This window comes from Sphingomonas sp. GC_Shp_6 (assembly GCF_026540835.1).
Classification (GTDB): Bacteria; Pseudomonadota; Alphaproteobacteria; order Sphingomonadales; family Sphingomonadaceae; genus Sphingomonas.
On record NZ_JALNUO010000013.1, the window covers coordinates 21,089 to 37,848 of the forward strand.

Genomic DNA, 16,760 nt, shown 5'->3' on the forward strand with positions numbered 1-16,760 from the left:
AGGCGCATCATGACTGGTTCCACGACCGAATGACCGGCTCGTCGCCATCATGTTCGTACCCGAGGACGCTGATGCTGGCCGTATCGAGCAGGAAATAGGCAGCGGCCCCGACGGGTAAGCCGAGCCAGCGCGCTGTCAGCACGCGGAGAATATGAGCGCTCGAGAAGATCAGGACATCGGCGTTGCGCCCACGCAGCGATGCGATGACGCGATCGGCTCGGGCTGCGACCGCCTCCGGAGTCTCTCCTTGCGGGCAGCCGTCGCGGAACAGGTTCCAGTCCGGGCGGTCGGCGAGGATCTCCTTCCTGGTTCGTCCCTCGTAGGCGGCGTAATCCCATTCCGCGAGATCGTCGGCAGGCACCAGGCGGGTCGCGAAACCGGTCAATTCCCCGGTCCGGCGCGCCCGTATCGAAGGGCTCGACCAGACGGCGGTAAAGTCCAAGCTTGGCAGACGTTCGGCTATTCGTTTCGCCGCGGCTTCTCCTGCCTCGGTCAGCGAGATGTCAGTCCGTCCCGTATGCTGCCGCGAAACGCTCCAAGCGGTTTCACCGTGACGGACGAGCCAAATCTGTGGGAGCCGGTTTATCGCCGCATCGCCTTTTCACCCGATGGGACGGATGCTGTTCCTATACCGAGCGTCCGATCGGGGAAGCCGCCGGCATCGAGATAGCGGATGCCGCCCAGCTGCTGATATTGCAGGACGGTCGCGAGGCCGTTGGCAGCAGGCTGCGAGCGCTCTTCGCGACCCTCGTAGCGCGGCACCGTTCCACCCGGCATCGCCTCGCGCAGTACCCGGCCGGTCAGATGGCCGCGCGGGGTGGGGAGGAGATTCAGCAATGCCATCATGGTGCGGCCCACGTCGACATTGCTGACCGGTGCTGGATCGACAAAGCCGCGCTTGAAGTCCGGGCCGGTCGCTGCGGTAAAGTTCAATGTGTCACCGCGGCCGAAGCTGCCGTGCATGCCCTGCCCCTGCTGGAGGGTCGTATCGGAGACTTCGATCTGGCAGTTTGTCGCAATCGCACACCCGGTGTTGGCGGATCGGAAGTTGACGACGATCGACGGCACCGGCGGGAGTGCCTCGCCCTTCAAATTGATCGCGGAAAGCGGCAGTGTTCCGGCGATTGCTCCCAGGCGGTCATCGACGAAGATACCGCTGACATAGTCCTGATCCAGCAGTGCGGAAACGACCCGTGCCGCTAGGGCAGGATCGCGGGTCGGTAGATAGAGGAGGTCGGACCCGCCATTTGCCGCCACCACTACGTCAGGTCTCGTCGCATCGGCACCGAGCACCGCGTTGCCGCGGCTCGGATGCTTGCCGTCCGCGACCCGCGTGTTGCCCGCTTCTGGATCGAATACGGGCATGTTCAAGGCGGACGCCAGATCAAGCGCAAGGAAGCCGGGCGGTAGGAAACCTTCGGGAACATCGACATAGCGCCCGCGTGCTGCGGAGCTGGTCCGGCTTTCTTTGGAGATCGTAGAGAAGCCGTGATCCGACGTGACGATGATGTCGGTCGTCTTCGCAAGACCCAAGCGATCGAGTGCTGCGCGCAGCTTCGCTAGATCATAGTCGGCATTGCGGATCGCGGCGAAGGTCGTGGGACCGTTGATGCCCGGCGTCAGCTGATTGAGGCTGTCGCCCTGATTGTGCTGCGTGCCATCGGGATCGCGCGACCAGAACACCATGGCGAACGGCCGGTGCTGCTTTCGGAAGACCGGCAAAGCGACCCGGGTCGCGACGTCGATGAGATAGTCCTGCTGCACGCGGTTGGCACTCGTCGTTCCGGGGATTCGGGCATCCCCGGACCGTCCGTTACTGCCGCGGTCCGGTGCTTGCAGCGCAAGCCCTGCCTGCGTGAGGCGAGCGGCAACGTCGGCAGACAGCGGAATCCCGCCGGGACGCCCGGTTGAATCGTCGATGATGAGTGTGGTGGCTCCGTCGCGTGCACGATGGTCCTGGATCAATGCGGGACCGAGCTTGCCGATCGCGGCCGTGCCGTACCCTGCTTGCCGCGCCGCTTCGAGAACGGTGGTCTCGTTGAGGTAATTGCCCCCGAAATGCTCGTCGACCTCGCCCAGAACAGCATCGTTCTCGAGGAAGGGCGTCACGCTGCCGGCAGCTGCAGCAATCGGCGCACGAGTCCATATCGTGTTGCTGAAGTCTCCGGTGTCGCCGAGCTGGTGACCGGTTGCGAGCGCCGACGCATTGGCGGTGGTGAACGTCGGGAAGACCGAGTGGCTGTTGGAAAAATAGGTGCCGGTGTCCCGCAATTGCGCGAGCGTCGGCGCGCTCTGGGATGTGACGATCTTGCCTCGCAGGCCGTCGATCACGACAAGAATGACATTGTGGGGCGCCGGGTGGCGCTTTGGCGTGCGCGCCTGAACCGTGGGCGAGACCGTGAGGACCAGGGTCGCAGAGAGTGTCGCAAGGAGGCGCATCGTTGGGTTCCGGTTTCGAGGTTCAGGCAAGGGCGACGAGCACGGCTCCCGCACCGATCAGGACGATCCCAAGCCAGCCGCGGGTGGAAAGATGCTCACCGAGAAACGCCACGCCGAGCACCGCGACGAAGACGACGCTCAGCTTATCGATCGGTGCGACGCGGGCGGCATCGCCGATCTTCAAGGCGCGGAAGTAGCAAATCCAGGAGGCACCCGTCGCAAGGCCCGAAAGGGCAAGGAACAGCCAGCTTCGCGGACTGATCGCATCGAGTGGCTGAAATTTGCCCGTGACCGCAAGAAGGATGGTCAGCACGGCAACTATCACCAGCGTCCGAAAGAGCGTGGCCAAATCGGAGTCGATCCCTTCGACGCCGATCTTCGCGAAAATCGCGGTCATCGCGGCGAAGCCGGCGGAGCCCAATGCCCAGACGAGCCAGGACGCTGAAGCGGTGCTTCTCATCCTCGCGCTCACTCCGGCTCTGCCGCGAGGATCGCGGGCGCGGCATCTTCGTGACGGATACCGGCAGAGCCAATGCTCCAGTGTTCGAGATGCTTGTAGACGATAACCTTGCCACCAAGGATCTCGCCATGTGCTTCGCAGAAGCGTTCCAGTTCGTGGCGCTGCCCGATCAACTCGACACACATGGTCAGGTGCGGATCGGCGATTTCGGAACCATTTTCGCGCACCGGGCCGTGATTGCTGTAGCCGTAGTGCGTGTTGTGAGCGACCGCGTTCATGATGCCGTCGCGCTTCGCTTGCGCGACAAGCTCACGGTAGAGCGGCTTGCGCGACCAGAAGCTGCGCGATCCGGTCGCGATCTTGTCGGATGGCTTTAGATAGATGCGGATCATACCGATCTCGCTCGGCGTCACCTTATGCTGTTGAGACATCAGTCATGCTCCTTGGTGATGACGGGGGTCGGGGATGGACGGGGGCCGCGCCGTGACGCACGAGCATCGCGCAGGGTCGCAGCCCCGGTATGCGCGCGAGACGCGCGCTTTGGCACCGCGATCCGCTGCGACAGGTAGATGCCGTTATGGCCCGAGCAGATGTAGGCGATGAAACAAGCGACTGCGATTGGGACGGCGTGGGCCGCTCCGAACAGCTCGATCCCCATGATCGTGCAGGCGAGCGGCGTATTGGCCGCGCCAGCGAACACCGCAATGAAGCCTAGTCCCGCGAACAGATCGAGCGGTGCGCCAAGCAGCCAACCGAGCGCATTACCGAGCGCTGCGCCGATGAAAAATAGTGGGGTCACCTCGCCGCCCTTGAAGCCGGCGCTAAGCGTCACGACCGTGAACAGCATCTTGAGCGCCCAGCTCCACCGATCGGCAGGGCCGGTGAAAAAGCCGGCGATCGTGGGATCACCGGGAATGGCCGACCATACGCCTAGGCCGAGATAAGCGCGTGTACCAACGATCCAGACCAGCGCGATGACCAGCACCCCGCCCAGCGCCGCACGCGCAGGGCCGTAAGGGATATGGCGCTTCAAAACTCCGCCGAAGGCGTGGTTGGCTTCTGCAAACACAAGTCCGGCGAGACCAAACGCTACGCCGGCTATTGCCGCCTTGAAGAGCAACACCGGCTCGACGAACAAGGCACCGCTCGCGGAGGCCACATAGGTGATGTGGTAAGGCGTATGATGGATGCCCCAGGCGTGACATGCCCAGTCGCCGACCAGCGCGGCTAGCAGACAGGGGATGATGCCGCCGTATTCGATACGTCCGACGGCCAGCACCTCGAGTGCGAACACCGCCCCGGCGAGCGGGGTCCCGAAGACCGCACCGAAGCCGGCTGCGACACCTGCCATAAGCAGAATGCGGACGCTGGCAGGATCGAGCCGGAGGAGGCCGGCAACGGCGCTGGCGAGACTGCCGCCGAGCTGGACCGCAGTGCCCTCACGCCCTGCGGAACCGCCAAAGAGATGAGTGGCGATCGTGCCGATGAAGACCAACGGTGCCATGCGCAGCGGAACGCCGCCTCCGGGCTCGTGTATCTGCTCGACGATGAGATTATTGCCCGCTTCGACCGAACGGCCGGTCAGGTGATAGAGCAACGCGACCGCCGCTCCGCCTAAGGGCAGGAGGTAAAGCAGCCAGGGATAGTCGAACCGCGCCTGTGTCGCGGCGTCGAGGCTCCAGAGGAAAGCCGCGCAGAGTGTTCCCACCAGCGCCGCCATCGGCACGAGGATCAGCGTCCAGCGCAACACCGACAGGGCATGGTCATGGCGATCGCGAAAAAAAGCGGCCAAATTTAATTCGTTATAGAGATTGCGAAACGTCGCGCGCACAATTCCTCCTTGCTGCCTTGCGGCGCCCGGTAGGAATCATCGGCCCTTGCGAGGGCGGTTCGGCCAACATAGCCAGGCGGAAATCCATCGCCTTCGGCCGCTATATGTCGCCGCGGTGCGGCAACGTCAATCCGATGTAGAAATGAAACTGTATGGTTGCCGGATGACAGGCCCGAAACGGCAGGATAACTGACGGACCGATACTGTTGCTCGCAGCCATCCGATTGCTGTGGCCGGCGGAGCAGGCGAAGAGCCGCCGCCCAAGGGCGGCGAGGTCACGCCGCTGTTCTTCATCGGCGCGGTGCTGGGTCATGCGCTCGCCGGCCCGATCGGTGTCCCCGTCGACCTCCTTGCCGCGCTCGGTTTCGTGGCGGTGTTCGCGGGCGCGGCCAATACGCCGCTCGCCTGCACGATCATGGGCGTCGAGCTGTTCGGCGCCGAGACCGCAGTGCCGGTCGCGGTCGCCTGTTTCGTCGCTTACGCCTGCTCCGGGCATAACGGCATCTACCTGTCGCAACGGGTGGCGGTGCCGAAGCGGGCGGGCAGCACCCTGCCGCCGGACCTGACGCTGCGCGATGCGCGCGCGCTCCGTCCCGTGTCCGACCTTTCAGACCTGTTCGCTCCTTACCTCACGGAAGGCTTATCCATGTCCGACGCCCACCACGTGTCGCAGACCGAGATCGGCTGGTCCGCATCTACATGAAGCTAGCCGATAAGGCGGTAAAGCCGGGCACGCGCTCACGCTGGGCTGCCAAGCCGCTCGACCGAACGCTCGTCGCGCAGGCCAAGGCGGACGGAATCATGAACGCTGTCGCCCACTATACCCACTACGGCTACAGCAACCACGGCCCGGTGCATGAGAACGGCGCCGAGATCGCCGATCCACACCTCACCATGTGTGTCGAACTGATCGGCCAGCGCGAGCAGCTCGAAGGCTTCTGCCGGGCGCATGGCGACCTGCTTGCGAACAAGGTCATCGTCTACAAGCACCTGGAGCATTGGACGGTCAGCCCGGCGGGCTTGCGCCAGGAAGATGCGGATACGGCCGAGCTGGTTGGCTGAGGCATGGGGCCATACCTGATTGTGTTCGCCGGGGCTGGTTCCGACGGCATGCTGCGGTATGGGCTGAACGGCCTCAGCCTGCGCCTGTTCGGCCCCGACCTGTCGATCGGAACGCCCATCATCAACGTGCTCGGCTCATTCCTTATGAGTCTGCTGGGGGGCTGGTTCTTGTTGCGAAGCGGATCGAGCCCGGGATGGCGATTGTTCCTCACCACCGGCGGGCTGGACGGCGTCACGACCTTCTCGACCTTCTCGCTGGAAGCGGCCTTGCATTAGGAGAGAGCCGAAGTCGGGCAAGCTGCCCTTTATGTTGTCGGATCGGTTGGGCTGGGCGTGCTCGCGCTGTTCGGCGGCCTCGCTCTCGTTCGCTCCTTCAGCCCGGCTTAGCGGCGCCAACCGGCTCAGAAGCGATCATCTTCCTTGACGTTGTCAACCTTCGCCTTGTGTTTGGCGCGGACCGACTCCTCCAGCTCCAGAATCTCGGCCGATTCTTGCGTGGTGGGCTTCTTCTTGTCGATATCGCTCATGAAGTCCTCCGTCTGCAAAACTACTGGTACACCGTTTCGCGCCAAGGATTATTCAGGGTTTCTGCTCGGCGTCCCGCCGGTCCGCTTCGGCCGGGGTCTGCCGGGCGCGTTCGCGGATACGGCGTTCGAGCGGTGCGCCGACGAACAGCACGAGCATCGCCAGCAGCAGACCGCCCACAAGCAGTGGCCACACCGCCAATCCCGCTGCCGCTCCGAGCGTCGCTGACACCCAGATGCACGCCGCCGTTGCCAGCCCATGCACCTCCTGCCCGCTGCCGACGCGCAGGACCGCGCCCGCGCCGATGAAGCCGACGCCGGATAGGATGCCCTGCATCACCCGACCTGCTGCATCGGCGTTCACGTTCGGCAAGCCGCTGTGGACGATCGCCTGGACGGCGATGCAACTCGCGAGCCCGACCAGCCCTAGCGTCCGCAGACCCATGATCTGTCGGTTCTCGCGTGACCGTTCCCAGCCGAGCGTCATGCCGGCCGCCGTCGCCACGATCATCCTGCCGATCGCGTCGACCCAGAAGGCGAGATCGACCGACAAAGGCGGCGGATTCACTCGACCAGCACGTGGACGTGGTGCCAGGCCGTGCAGAGGTATCCGGCGAAGTTCCACATCGTATCGGGTAGTTCGGGCTGACCCTGGCCCGCATCGTCGAACGCGCGCACCACAAGGTGCTGGCGCCCCTTGGGCAGTTCCGCATCTAGCGACCAGCGCTGCCAGCTCCACTGCCCGTCCGGATCGTCGGAGAAATCGACCTGCCGCCAGTCTCGACCGCCGTTCAGCGACACCTCTACCCGCGACACGCCGCGCTCATAGGCGACGGCATAGCCCTCGATCCGGACCTTGCCCGCGGGCAGGCTCTCGCCCGAACCAGGCGAGCAGATCGCGGCGTTGAGCGGCATGGCGTTGATCGTCAGCCCTTGCGTCCAGTCCGCCGTCTCGCTGGTCACGTCGGCCGGAAAAAGCTTGTAATCGTGCGCCTGGATCGGCGCCTCGGAGGGCGTGTCCTTGACCTCGATCCGGGTCAGCCACTTGGCGCTACGCACGCCAGCATAGCCTGGCACGACCAGACGCAACGGCGCACCGTGCTCGGGTGCCAGCGGTTCGCCGTTCATCGCCCAGGCGAGCAGCACGTCGGGCGCCCGCGCCTTGGTCATAGCGATCGAGACGCCGAACGGTGCCACCTCGCCTTCCACATCCACCTCGTCAGCGCCGGTGAAGCAGACGAACAGGTTGGACGCGTCCGATGCTCCAACTGCATCCAACAGGTCTGCGAGCCGCACGCCCGTCCACTCGGCATTGCCGATCGCGCCTATGTCCCATGGATCGCCTGAAGTCTTGCCCACCTGTTGGAGATCGGTCCGGCGGTTGCCGGCGCATTGAAGCACAGCCGTGACAGTCCGGACCGGAAAGCGCGCCTTCAACTCCGCAATCGAGATGGAGCACTCGCCCACACTGATCCCGCCCACCTCAATCCGGTGATCGGCCGGCAGGTCCGGCACGGGCCCATGGCTGCGCACATAGAACAGGTTCTGTGGCGTCAAAAACCGCTCGATCAAGGCGCCGGGCACCGGCTCGGCGTTGTAGGGCTCGGGGTTCCGCTCTATCATCAGCTCGCTCATGCTATTGTAACGCCTGACAATCGGTTTGGCCTCGGCCTCATCCTCACTATCTTGCCCGATCATGCGATGTGCAGCGCGGCCAGCAGCGTCAGGCTGATCGCGGCCAAGCCGAGCAACGACAACACGACGGCCATGGTCACGCGGCCCCCGGCCTTGGCGACGGTGCGGACGTCCACGCCGAGCCCGAGCGCCGCCATGGAAACGACGGTCAGCAGCGTGGCGCTCCGGCCGATCGGCGCGATGGCGACGGTCGGCACCAGACCTAGCGAGCGGCAGGCGACCAGTGCGAGGAAGCCGATGATGAACCAGGGCACGAGGTGGGCGAGGTCCATCCGCTTGGCCGTAGGCGCACCGGCGACGAACTCGCCTTCGGGAACCGACTGCGGCGCGAGACGAGGCGCCACCAGCGACAGAACAAGGCACACCGGCCCGAGCATCAGCACGCGCACCAGCTTGACGAGCGTACCCATCTGCACGGCGGTGGCGCCCAACGGCGAGGCGGCTGCGATCACCTGCGGCACGGCATAGACAGTGAGCCCGGCGAGCGCCCCGAAGGCGAGCCCGCCCATGCCGAGCGCAATCGCGAGCAGTGGCAGGCCAAGCACTACCACCACACCCAGTACCGCCGTGAACGCGATCGAGGCAGCTACGTCGTCGCTGTCGGCGCCGATTACCGGTGCCACGGCCGCGATGGCGGAGTTGCCGCAGATTGAATTGCCGCAAGCCACCAGCAGCGCCATCCGCGTTGGCAAGCCGAGCAATCGGCCGATCCCAAAGCTGAGCAGGATTGCGCTCACGACCACGCCGGCGATACCGGCGAGGAGCGGCAGCCCGGCCGCCAAGATGGTCGCGGCACTGACCGAAGCACCGAGCAGGACGACCGCCACCTCCAGTAAGTATTTGGCGCTGAATGCGATGCCTTCGTGCCACCTTTCATCCGGGGTCCACAGGCTGCGCACGGCGGTGCCGATCAGGATGGCGAGCACCAGCGCCTCCAGCCACGCCTTGCCGGCCAGTGCGCGCTCGCCCACCTCCAGCGCGTAGGCCGAGCCGGTGACGGCGAGGCAGAGGCCGACGCCGGGCAGCAGCGCGGGCAATCTGCTAGTCTGGACGGTCGGGAATATACGATCGGGATAGGCAAAACTGGCCACGGCGGTGTTCCTTCCGTCGCACGATCTAAACCCTGCCTACCGATCGCTCCAACTTAGCCTTGTTGTCATTCCGATCGTCAATCGTGATCGGTTTCTATATCAGGTGCGGTGTGACACTGGAGCAACTGCGCATCTTCGTCGGCGTGGCCGAGCGCAAGCATATGACCGTCGCGGCGCGGCCTTAAACGTCACGCAGTCAGAGGCTTCCGCAGCCATCGCCTCGCTTGAGGAGCGACACGCAACCAAGCTCTTCCACCGCGTCGGGCGCGGCATCGCTCTGACAGAGGCCGGACGGCTGTTCCTGACCGAGGCTCGCGGAGTTCTTGCGCGGGCCGACGCGGCCGAGACGGTGCTGGAGGAGCTTGGCGGACTGAAGCGGGGCACGCTGCGCCTCGTCGCCAGCCAGACCATCGCCGTCTGCTGGTTGCCGCCCATCCTTTCAACTTTCCATGAGCGCTATCCGGCGATCAGTATCGAACTGTCGATCGGCAACACCGGGCAGGCCGCGGTACACGTCAATGACGGCAAGGCCGATCTGGGTATTGTCGAGGGCGAGATCGAAGATCCAGCGTTGGCGCATTGGCCGATCGGCGAAGACCAGCTGTTGCTCGTCGGAGCACAACCTTTCGCCGACATCGACATCGACGCGACATGGCTGCGACGAGCGCGCTGGGTGCAACGGGAGCCTGGATCAGGCACGCGATCGACGTTGAATAGCGAGTTGCGCGGCTTGGGGGTCGATCCGGCTGCCCTCGACGTGGCGCTGACGATGCCGTCTAATGAAAGCGTCCGAACGGCCGTGGAGGCTGGGGTGGACGTTGCTGTCCTGTCGGCGCTGGTGGTCGACCCGGCCATCAAGGCAGGTCTGTTGCACGTCGCACCGATCACATTCGCTCCTCGCCCCTTCTTCGGGCTGCGGCATAAGGAACGCTATCGCACGAAAGCCGCGGATGCGCTGTTGGACGTGATCGGGTTGCAGCGGCGGTAGGTACGCATCGGCATTCTCAAAACGCCATCCTTTGTGGGACCGCCCGCGATCGCCATCTCCTTGCTGAAACCTGTCTGACCGCACTCCACCAGATTTGCGCCATAGTAGGACGGGACATCGCCCACGAGCGGCCGGATCTGGCAGTAGCTGTTGTTCAGCAGACCGTGCCGGGACGACGCCTTTGTCCCTGAAGGCATCGATTACGGCGGAAAACCCTGTCGCCATCCTGGATGCACGACAAACGGGTGTTTTCCGACATGGCAGGTCAATCGCCTCTCACTCAACAGGGGGATGGCTGGGAGGGGTCGCGAAGCCGAACATCGTGTTCGCGTAGGGTGAGTGGCAGGTTTTGAGAGAAGCCGCCATTTACCCCTTTGCTGAGGAACGGCGTGAGTTGGTCGGAACCCGCCGATCCGCTTTAACGTACTTCGTCTAACGATCCTTGGTGAGCTCGACCGCAGTCGCACGGTCGTTGCTGGAAGCCCTGCGACTGTCACCGATGTCCGGTCGATCGCCTGCCTCGATGCGGCTGGCTAGATCGCTGTGAAGCGAGACCAGCTCGGGTAGAGAATGCTCCCCAGCCGCAGGCCCCAGCCTGCGCTCTGCATCGTCGAAGATATCTATGGCGCCCGCCAGTTCGGGTTCGCCGTAAAGCGCTGCGCTTTCCCCTGCACGCCATAGCTCGGCGAGTTCGTGGGACCTTATCAGGCAAGCCGAGGCTGTACGATCGACCGCCACGGTGGTGCCCGGTGGTGCCGGCGGCGCAGCCCCCCTCCCCTTGATCTCGGCTCGCGTTAGTGCCGCCAGGCGGTAGCGCAGGACCCGGGTCTCCGGGGTATCCGTTGGTGAGGGCTGATACTGCCGGTTCAGGAGAACAATAAGCTCGGCTGTGCTGGCGGCCGACGCGGCGTTGCGCCAGTCCGTCAAGGACCGCTCGTCCGATAACAGATCCGCGGGTTGAGTCAGGATAAAGCGCTCGAGGAGCGGATCGCTGGCTACTGCGACAGGCAGGGGTGCTCGGTTACCGTTAGCGGCGGCATGGGCGAAGCCGATCGCCGCCGCAATCGTACCGAGTTGCGTCTTCATGATTTCACGATCGCCGATCGATCGCCCTAGGATCATCTCGAGGATCGGCGTTAGATCCGTCACGGCGGCCTGGCCCGCATCGATCGTGTCGAGCCTATGGACGATCTCTTTGTGTGTCGCCTCGATGCGCTGGGTGCTCGCGGTCAGCGCATCGAGCTGCTCCTGCACGAACGTCAACGCATCCAGAACGCCTGCAAGAGCAACGCTTACCTTGTCCGTGCTCATCGTTCTGGCCCACCCTTATCCGGCGAACGCACTCGGTCCCGAGTGGCGCGGTCGCGATCCAATATCTCGCGAAGGACCTCCTCCGGCTTGCTTGGCGTCGGTGCCGTGGCCTGCCGTTCGGCCTCGTCCATAAGCGAGCGAAGGCGCTCGGATACCCCCGAAGGTCGGCGTTCATGCGGCGTGTCTTCGGTCCGCTCGGGTCTCTCCCGAAGTGCTTGCTTGGCCTCCAGCTTTCCACGCAAGACGCGAGAACGTTCCAGTGCTGCGGCGATCGGATCGGGCCCGGGATCCGCAACAGCGGGGCGCGTCCGAGCATCGACAATCGCGCCGCGCGTGCGGGACGGTGAACCGGCACGCATCGCCCGAGCGGAGTTGGGCTCGGGCGGCGGCAATGCCGCGACGAACCGCCCGAGGCTCTGTGCCACCACCTGATCGGCGAGGGAGGGCGAAGCCGACAGCTCCGCGACGGATCGCATATAGGTCGCGCGAACGATGGCCTGCCGACTTGCAATAATGGCCTCGACCGGGTCGGATATACCCTGGTCGCGGAGGCGCATGGCGCGCTCCGCCCGGCTCCTATCGAGCCGCGGAACCTGCCCCTTGTCGCGCATCTTTTGTACCGCAATGTGCTCATGCGCGGGGTCAATACCGCGCGCCCTGGTCGGCGTGGCGTTGGCCTCGATGCCGCGTTCGCGGAGCTTCTCGGCGAAGCGTTGCCGCCATCGAAACAGATCATCCCGGTCCGGATGAAAGCGGCGCCCGTCAAAATCGCGACGCGCGATCGTGATGTGAACGTGCGGATGGTCGCGATCGACGTGAAGGCCGGCAACCCACGACCGGTTCGCAAACTCCTCGCGTGCGAAGTCCAGGGCCGCCGCTTTCAAACGCTCCGGATCGGTCCCCGTCGGCATCGAGAGGATCATCGAAATGGACGTCGCACCCTTGCGTCTGGCGTCCCCGTCCATCTCGAAGCTATGCCAATCCGTCGCGAGAATCTGCATGTCCCGTCCGTCACGCAGCATGACGCCCTCGCTCGTTTCAAGACCGAGTTCCTCGTCGGAACCGTGACCCAGCCGGCTGATGTAGGCGAAGTTGGCCATGACGTGTCCGCCGCCATGCTGTCGCCCCGTGATCCGCACCATGACCTCGGGGACGCGACGCGATGTGCGATCCGCAGCCATGGTCGCCTGGCCGCTCATTCGGGCCTGCGTTCCGCCCCCGAAAGCGTGCTTAGCCTGCGCACTGGCACGCGACGTCCCCGACGAGGATGCGGCTTTCGGGAACATCGACGCAACGGCAAGACCGAGCATCGTGCCCCCCGTTCTCGGGCCCTTTGCGTTGCCGCCTCCAGTCCCGAGGCGGTACTTCTTCGGCGGCGCGAAGACGCCCGCCATGGAGTCCATCGTTCCAGAAGAGAAGCGGAAGCTCACGCTCCTGACGCTCGGTAGGTTTCGGTCCAGTACCCGACCTCTGCCCCGATCGAAGCAGATAGGCCCAGCCGGGTCGTAAACAGCAGCGTCTTCAGTTCCTCACATTTCTCGATGAGGGGACCGGCGACGCGGGCGATGTCGAGCGAGCTTTCGGGCTGGTTGGCGGCGTTCATCGCATGGACCGCCTGGTTGATGTTCCGGCCGATCAGAAGCACCTGCTTGCGCAACGCGACGATCTCAGCCTGGGTGGCTGGCGCCAGCCTCAGCACGCCCGCCTTGTCCCAAAGCTGCCAGCGAAGCGTGCGTTTGATCCATTCGTTTCGCGTCATCTTCATCGGCGCCGCTACGGTGTCGATGCCTTCGACCTCGCTCCGGTCGAGGCGGACGGTGACGCGAATGAGATCGTCGGGATCCCCCCTACCCTGAATCGGCATCACCGGAATGTCATCGTTCTCCGGAGCCAGCACTGCGTTGGCCAATACGTTTGCCATCCAGCGACTTCGGGTCTGCCCATTCGCCGCGGCAACGCGGTCGATCTCGGCGACCAAATCGTCCTTCAACCGCAGGCCTACATTCATCTCAAAAGCCCCGTGCAGCGGCGCCCCACAAACCAATGTTAAACATTGGTGCCGTGAGGCATATCCTGCCATCCCTAGTAATTGCCTGTTCTCATGAAACAACGACCTTTTTGGAGCTAAATCACTCCAAACGCGGAGGTGAAAAGTGATTGACTGTATGCTTGCTACAAGTAACTTTCGTTCTTGTGGCGCCGGCGCAAGGCGTTTGTACGATTAGGTACGCCTACCTGCTATCTCCCGGATTGCCCGCAACATGGTAAGTTGTTCTCTATTGGAACCGGATTCAAAGAATGGCTCGATCAAGAAACGCCGTCGATCTCGCAACAATCGAGGCTCGGCGGGAAGCTCTAAAAGCGGAACTTGCTCATCTGGACGAACAGGCAAAGGCGGCGGAGCAGACGGCTCGAGACGCTGGTCGTCCGGTTCTAACCGCAGCGCTCGAGCGGGTTAAAATTGCAGCGATCGACAAAGCGGATGCCCGGGCAATCGCGACGGCTATTTCGAAACACGGCGGCAAAGCGGTGGCAAGCCAGCTTGCGTCGCTAGGCTAGGCTTCCAGGTCCACCATCCAGACGAGAAGCCGGCGTTGGCCTAGTATCCAGATTAGGGCAGCCTCATCGGATGCCTCAACGCTTGAACCTGACCGCTCTCCTTGTCGACGAATATGACACCGCGCTCTCTTCTTCGTCGAGAAGCTTGGCTTCGAACTGCGTGAAGATACCGTGCTGACCGATGACAAGCGGTGGGTGGTGGTCGCGCCGCATGGTGCGGCAAACGGACTGTTACTAGCGCGAGCGGTTGGCGACCGGCCACGTGAGGCGATCGGCGATCAAAGCGGCGGTCGCGTGTTCCTGTTTCTCGAAGCAGACGACTTTGCCCGTGACCACCTCGCTTACACGCAGCGGGGCATCCGTTTTGTTGAAGCGCCTCGCCATGAACCATATGGCACGGCGGCGGTCTTCGAAGACCTCTACGGAAACCGATGGGATTTGATCGAACCTAGCGTGGGCAAGGGATGACCTTCGATCCGCCATTCTATGCGGTAAGCGCATTGGCTGGGATCGAACGCAGCGGTTCCCCAATCTTGGCAGCCACGGCCTGTCTGGGTGTTGCGCCGACGGAGGCTGACGGCCGGCGCTCGCTTCAGCGCGGCCTAGCAGGATACCCGAAAGCAGATTGACGGCGCCAGATCAGGCTGCCCCCTCCCCTGCCGGCCTGCCACAGACTGCGTCGTGTTGGTGGTTGGCGATCGCCCGTGCGCCTGTGCACGCGAGCGCCGCTCGTATGGTGTTTCGGGCGCTGTCGCGGTCCTGCCAAGCGAGGTATCACGCCCTATTTATTCGATCGTGGGGCCGCCTTTAACGAGGTTCTGCGGCGCGCGGGCGGTCAACCAAGATTGCGTTGCGTCGCCGCGCTAACGGCCATGCAAGCCCCCTGCCCTGCCTATGAAGCAGCCCCGCCAATCTCGCGCTCGTAAAGCAAAAGCGCCGCATCAGCGACGACGTCGGCGAGCACGCGTTTGCGTGCCGGGTCCGCGTCACGAAGAGCATAGAGTCGCGCAGCGGTCTCGGGATCTACCCTCACGTTGATCGCGATATTGCGATTGCCGGTTACGCGTGGCGGCCGTTGGAATGTCCCGGCTTGGGGACGCTCTTGAGGCACGGGCGCCGCTACAGGCGGAGCAGCTACAGCTGGGACAGCCGGACGCGACGGAAAGCCCGCCCCGTCGCTGATCTCGCGTAGCTTGGCTGGATCCTTGTTCGGGGGCGTATCATCGAACTCCGAGAGATCGAGCCGGGTCCGGGTCATGCTGCCTCCTTCACGGTACGCGCCTTACGCAGCCTCGCGATCACCGCTGCCGCGTAGGCCTCGGCGTTCTCGAGCGCTGCCTTCATGTTGCCGACGCCTTTGTCGTTGATGGTGCGAAGCGTTCCACCAGCGGCGAACATCGCGCGGTAGGCCTCGCGATTATAGATCATGACCGGAAGGACTGGAATTTCAGCATCGTTGAACTGCTCCGCGATGTCCTTCTGATTGTTCGAGCGCAGCGCCGGCGGGATTTGGCTGAACAGGATCGCATAATCGATCTCTGTCCTGGTGCCGCGCGCCGTCTGCTTGACGAGCTTGATAGCGCGGGCAGCCTGGGTGGCATCCAGATGCGACCCCTTGCAAGGAATGATCACCAAATCGCTTTGCGCGATTGCGAACGTGACGGTCGCGGTCGCCGCGCCTTCGAGGTCGACGAGTGTGAAGCGCGCCTCCGACGCGCCCCTCTCGATCTCGTCGATGATCGCGTTTTCGTCGCGGCACCCGACGACAGTTATCGCATCCGGTCGTCCCGGTAACTGGCCCCAGTCGACCAGCGGAAGGTTCGGGTCAGCATCGATCAGGCGCACGGTACCCCCCGCCTCCGCCAACTCTCCGGCGAGCAACAATGTCGCGGTGGTCTTGCCCACCCCGCCTTTCGGCGACACGAAGCTGATGACTGGCATGCTGCTCTCCCGTTGCGGCCAGGTTGCTACCATGTAGCAGCCAGCGTTCATGAAGCTGCTATATCGCAACCTAGCAGCTAGCGTCTAGCGACTTTGACGCAATCTGACAGCGAGCAGCTTGCGATATGGTTGCGATTTGATCGCAAATAGACCGCGAGGTGGTAGCGAGTTTATCGCGAGCCTGTTGCAGCTTAGGTGCGACAATGTTGCGGCCAAGAAGCTACATGCTCACGGCCTGGTTGGTAGCCGGTTGCTACTTGCTACCAACTAGCGATACGCACCCTTGCGATACCGTCGAGACGCGGTTGTATAGGCGCGAGGAGCAGGGCCACACCGTGTATGAACATGCTACGTCATAGCTATCGGGTTGCTACCCGAACGCAAACCGCGATCAGATCGCTACAATGTCGCTAGCTCGTTGCTACCAAGCAGCTACCAGACGAAGGAACAATCACCCTCAGTTCGCGTGTCGCCAAAGCAATTGATGAATCCGCAGTGCCAAGCCACAAATCGACAAGAGATTGAGACGCCGAACGCGACGAACGCGATCGGCGTTCACCAAAGCGCAAAATGGCGAAATCGATCGTGAAGTACCCACGGCCCGATCTCGTTCGACACGACCTGCACCACACCGGATATAACGACGCTCAAGACGAAGACCCGATCCTCTAATCGGGCTGCCGAAGCAGCCCGGTCAGTGATCATTCCTCCCAGAGCGGCTTGAGCTTGCGGGACCGCTTTACTGCGGGGAGCGGTACCCGCTCGGGCATCCCGTGTGCTGCGATCTCCGCTTGAATGCTTGCAAATTCAGCGAGCCATGCCTGGGTGCGTGCGGTTTGGACGTGCATGTGAACCTCCG

17 protein-coding genes, 3 pseudogenes and 1 riboswitch are annotated in these 16,760 nt (G+C 63.6%); of the genes and pseudogenes, 6 read left to right on the forward strand and 14 right to left on the reverse strand.

Going from position 1 to position 16,760, the window contains the following annotated elements; genetic code table 11:
• Window positions 1-7: 7 nt before the first annotated feature.
• From OXQ95_RS14050 to OXQ95_RS14070, 5 genes are read right to left on the reverse strand one after another with little or no spacing between them, the layout of a single operon-like run.
• Window positions 8-586 carry a histidine phosphatase family protein gene (locus OXQ95_RS14050; RefSeq protein ID WP_056056368.1) on the reverse strand — a complete coding sequence of 193 codons (579 nt, stop codon included), beginning with the start codon at window positions 584-586 and terminating at the stop codon, window positions 8-10.
• Window positions 583-2,439 (reverse strand): alkaline phosphatase family protein, encoded by a 1,857-nt coding sequence (locus OXQ95_RS14055; protein WP_107963383.1) that lies wholly within the window; start codon window positions 2,437-2,439, stop codon window positions 583-585. The genes OXQ95_RS14050 and OXQ95_RS14055 overlap by 4 nt, the downstream gene beginning before the upstream one ends.
• 22 nt (window positions 2,440-2,461) lie before the next feature.
• Entirely contained in the window at window positions 2,462-2,899 is a 438-nt protein-coding gene (locus OXQ95_RS14060) for an EamA family transporter (protein ID WP_242152857.1), read from the reverse strand.
• 8 nt (window positions 2,900-2,907) lie between these two features.
• Window positions 2,908-3,330, reverse strand: coding sequence for a DUF190 domain-containing protein (locus OXQ95_RS14065; protein ID WP_056056363.1), 423 nt, complete (start codon window positions 3,328-3,330; stop codon window positions 2,908-2,910).
• A complete protein-coding gene (locus tag OXQ95_RS14070; RefSeq protein WP_267382041.1) occupies window positions 3,330-4,730 on the reverse strand; it encodes a voltage-gated chloride channel family protein in 1,401 nt (466 codons plus the stop codon). Before OXQ95_RS14070 ends, OXQ95_RS14065 begins: the two co-directional genes overlap by 1 nt.
• 23 nt (window positions 4,731-4,753) lie before the next feature.
• A riboswitch (Fluoride riboswitch) is annotated at window positions 4,754-4,831 on the reverse strand.
• Between the two features lie 161 nt (window positions 4,832-4,992).
• On the opposite strand from OXQ95_RS14070, the pseudogene OXQ95_RS14075 reads away from it, so the two are divergent.
• The 3 genes and pseudogenes from OXQ95_RS14075 to OXQ95_RS14085 all read left to right on the forward strand — a co-directional run.
• Window positions 4,993-5,433, forward strand: a pseudogene (locus OXQ95_RS14075) (chloride channel protein); the annotation flags it as partial.
• The gene (locus tag OXQ95_RS14080) at window positions 5,430-5,792 is read left to right on the forward strand and encodes a DUF190 domain-containing protein (RefSeq protein WP_082471096.1); all 363 of its coding nucleotides are present in this window, start codon (window positions 5,430-5,432) and stop codon (window positions 5,790-5,792) included. The pseudogene OXQ95_RS14075 and the gene OXQ95_RS14080, both read left to right, overlap by 4 nt.
• Window positions 5,793-5,795: 3 nt before the next feature.
• Window positions 5,796-6,068: a CrcB family protein gene (locus OXQ95_RS14085; RefSeq protein ID WP_201780755.1), complete on the forward strand. Its 273-nt coding sequence runs from the start codon at window positions 5,796-5,798 to the stop codon at window positions 6,066-6,068.
• Window positions 6,069-6,193: 125 nt separating this feature from the next.
• On the opposite strand, the gene OXQ95_RS14090 is transcribed toward OXQ95_RS14085, so the two are convergent.
• The 4 genes from OXQ95_RS14090 to OXQ95_RS14105 are packed head-to-tail and all read right to left on the reverse strand — an operon-like array spanning window position 6,194 to window position 9,048.
• A complete protein-coding gene (locus OXQ95_RS14090) occupies window positions 6,194-6,319 on the reverse strand; it encodes a hypothetical protein (RefSeq protein WP_258191424.1) in 126 nt (41 codons plus the stop codon).
• A gap of 52 nt (window positions 6,320-6,371) precedes the next feature.
• Window positions 6,372-6,884, reverse strand: a complete 513-nt coding sequence (locus tag OXQ95_RS14095) for an MgtC/SapB family protein (protein ID WP_107963382.1) — start codon at window positions 6,882-6,884, stop codon at window positions 6,372-6,374.
• On the reverse strand, window positions 6,881-7,951 hold the full coding sequence (locus OXQ95_RS14100; RefSeq protein ID WP_031440360.1) for a sulfite oxidase: 1,071 nt from the start codon (window positions 7,949-7,951) through the stop codon (window positions 6,881-6,883). The genes OXQ95_RS14095 and OXQ95_RS14100 overlap by 4 nt, the downstream gene beginning before the upstream one ends.
• 59 nt (window positions 7,952-8,010) lie before the next feature.
• Window positions 8,011-9,048 (reverse strand): putative sulfate exporter family transporter, encoded by a 1,038-nt coding sequence (locus OXQ95_RS14105; RefSeq protein ID WP_056056358.1) that lies wholly within the window; start codon window positions 9,046-9,048, stop codon window positions 8,011-8,013.
• A gap of 164 nt (window positions 9,049-9,212) precedes the next feature.
• Between OXQ95_RS14105 and OXQ95_RS14110 the strand changes: the two are divergent.
• A pseudogene (locus tag OXQ95_RS14110) lies at window positions 9,213-10,090 on the forward strand (LysR substrate-binding domain-containing protein).
• A 432-nt stretch (window positions 10,091-10,522) separates the two neighbouring features.
• Here OXQ95_RS14110 and OXQ95_RS14115 read toward each other — a convergent pair.
• From OXQ95_RS14115 to OXQ95_RS14125, 3 genes are read right to left on the reverse strand one after another with little or no spacing between them, the layout of a single operon-like run.
• Window positions 10,523-11,401 (reverse strand): hypothetical protein, encoded by an 879-nt coding sequence (locus OXQ95_RS14115; protein WP_121905590.1) that lies wholly within the window; start codon window positions 11,399-11,401, stop codon window positions 10,523-10,525.
• A complete protein-coding gene (locus OXQ95_RS14120) occupies window positions 11,398-12,795 on the reverse strand; it encodes a relaxase/mobilization nuclease domain-containing protein (RefSeq protein ID WP_183128850.1) in 1,398 nt (465 codons plus the stop codon). The genes OXQ95_RS14115 and OXQ95_RS14120 overlap by 4 nt, the downstream gene beginning before the upstream one ends.
• A gap of 32 nt (window positions 12,796-12,827) precedes the next feature.
• On the reverse strand, window positions 12,828-13,391 hold the full coding sequence (locus tag OXQ95_RS14125; protein WP_346731971.1) for a hypothetical protein: 564 nt from the start codon (window positions 13,389-13,391) through the stop codon (window positions 12,828-12,830).
• Between the two features lie 308 nt (window positions 13,392-13,699).
• Here OXQ95_RS14125 and OXQ95_RS14130 point away from each other — a divergent pair, with 308 nt between their 5' ends.
• A complete protein-coding gene (locus OXQ95_RS14130; RefSeq protein WP_121905588.1) occupies window positions 13,700-13,960 on the forward strand; it encodes a hypothetical protein in 261 nt (86 codons plus the stop codon).
• Between the two features lie 70 nt (window positions 13,961-14,030).
• A pseudogene (locus OXQ95_RS14135) lies at window positions 14,031-14,428 on the forward strand (VOC family protein).
• A 424-nt stretch (window positions 14,429-14,852) separates the two neighbouring features.
• Here the strand turns inward: OXQ95_RS14135 and OXQ95_RS14140 are convergent.
• Together OXQ95_RS14140 and OXQ95_RS14145 are read right to left on the reverse strand one after the other, a co-directional pair.
• Window positions 14,853-15,218 (reverse strand): hypothetical protein, encoded by a 366-nt coding sequence (locus OXQ95_RS14140; RefSeq protein WP_147453227.1) that lies wholly within the window; start codon window positions 15,216-15,218, stop codon window positions 14,853-14,855.
• A complete protein-coding gene (locus OXQ95_RS14145) occupies window positions 15,215-15,901 on the reverse strand; it encodes a ParA family protein (RefSeq protein ID WP_121905587.1) in 687 nt (228 codons plus the stop codon). The genes OXQ95_RS14140 and OXQ95_RS14145 overlap by 4 nt, the downstream gene beginning before the upstream one ends.
• Between the last annotated feature and the right edge of the window lie 859 nt (window positions 15,902-16,760).

Excerpts from the sequence above, each read along its gene's own strand:
- OXQ95_RS14055 (WP_107963383.1), bottom strand. The coding sequence starts at position 2,439 with ATGCGCCTCCTTGCGACACTCTCTGCGACCCTGGTCCTCACGGTCTCG.
- OXQ95_RS14060 (WP_242152857.1), bottom strand. The coding sequence starts at position 2,899 with ATGAGAAGCACCGCTTCAGCGTCCTGGCTCGTCTGGGCATTGGGCTCC.
- OXQ95_RS14065 (WP_056056363.1), bottom strand. The coding sequence starts at position 3,330 with ATGTCTCAACAGCATAAGGTGACGCCGAGCGAGATCGGTATGATCCGC.
- OXQ95_RS14080 (WP_082471096.1), top strand. The coding sequence starts at position 5,430 with ATGAAGCTAGCCGATAAGGCGGTAAAGCCGGGCACGCGCTCACGCTGG.
- OXQ95_RS14085 (WP_201780755.1), top strand. The coding sequence starts at position 5,796 with ATGGGGCCATACCTGATTGTGTTCGCCGGGGCTGGTTCCGACGGCATG.
- OXQ95_RS14090 (WP_258191424.1), bottom strand. The coding sequence starts at position 6,319 with ATGAGCGATATCGACAAGAAGAAGCCCACCACGCAAGAATCGGCCGAG.
- OXQ95_RS14100 (WP_031440360.1), bottom strand. The coding sequence starts at position 7,951 with ATGAGCGAGCTGATGATAGAGCGGAACCCCGAGCCCTACAACGCCGAG.
- OXQ95_RS14115 (WP_121905590.1), bottom strand. The coding sequence starts at position 11,401 with ATGAGCACGGACAAGGTAAGCGTTGCTCTTGCAGGCGTTCTGGATGCG.
- OXQ95_RS14120 (WP_183128850.1), bottom strand. The coding sequence starts at position 12,795 with ATGGCGGGCGTCTTCGCGCCGCCGAAGAAGTACCGCCTCGGGACTGGA.
- OXQ95_RS14130 (WP_121905588.1), top strand. The coding sequence starts at position 13,700 with ATGGCTCGATCAAGAAACGCCGTCGATCTCGCAACAATCGAGGCTCGG.
- OXQ95_RS14140 (WP_147453227.1), bottom strand. The coding sequence starts at position 15,218 with ATGACCCGGACCCGGCTCGATCTCTCGGAGTTCGATGATACGCCCCCG.
- OXQ95_RS14145 (WP_121905587.1), bottom strand. The coding sequence starts at position 15,901 with ATGCCAGTCATCAGCTTCGTGTCGCCGAAAGGCGGGGTGGGCAAGACC.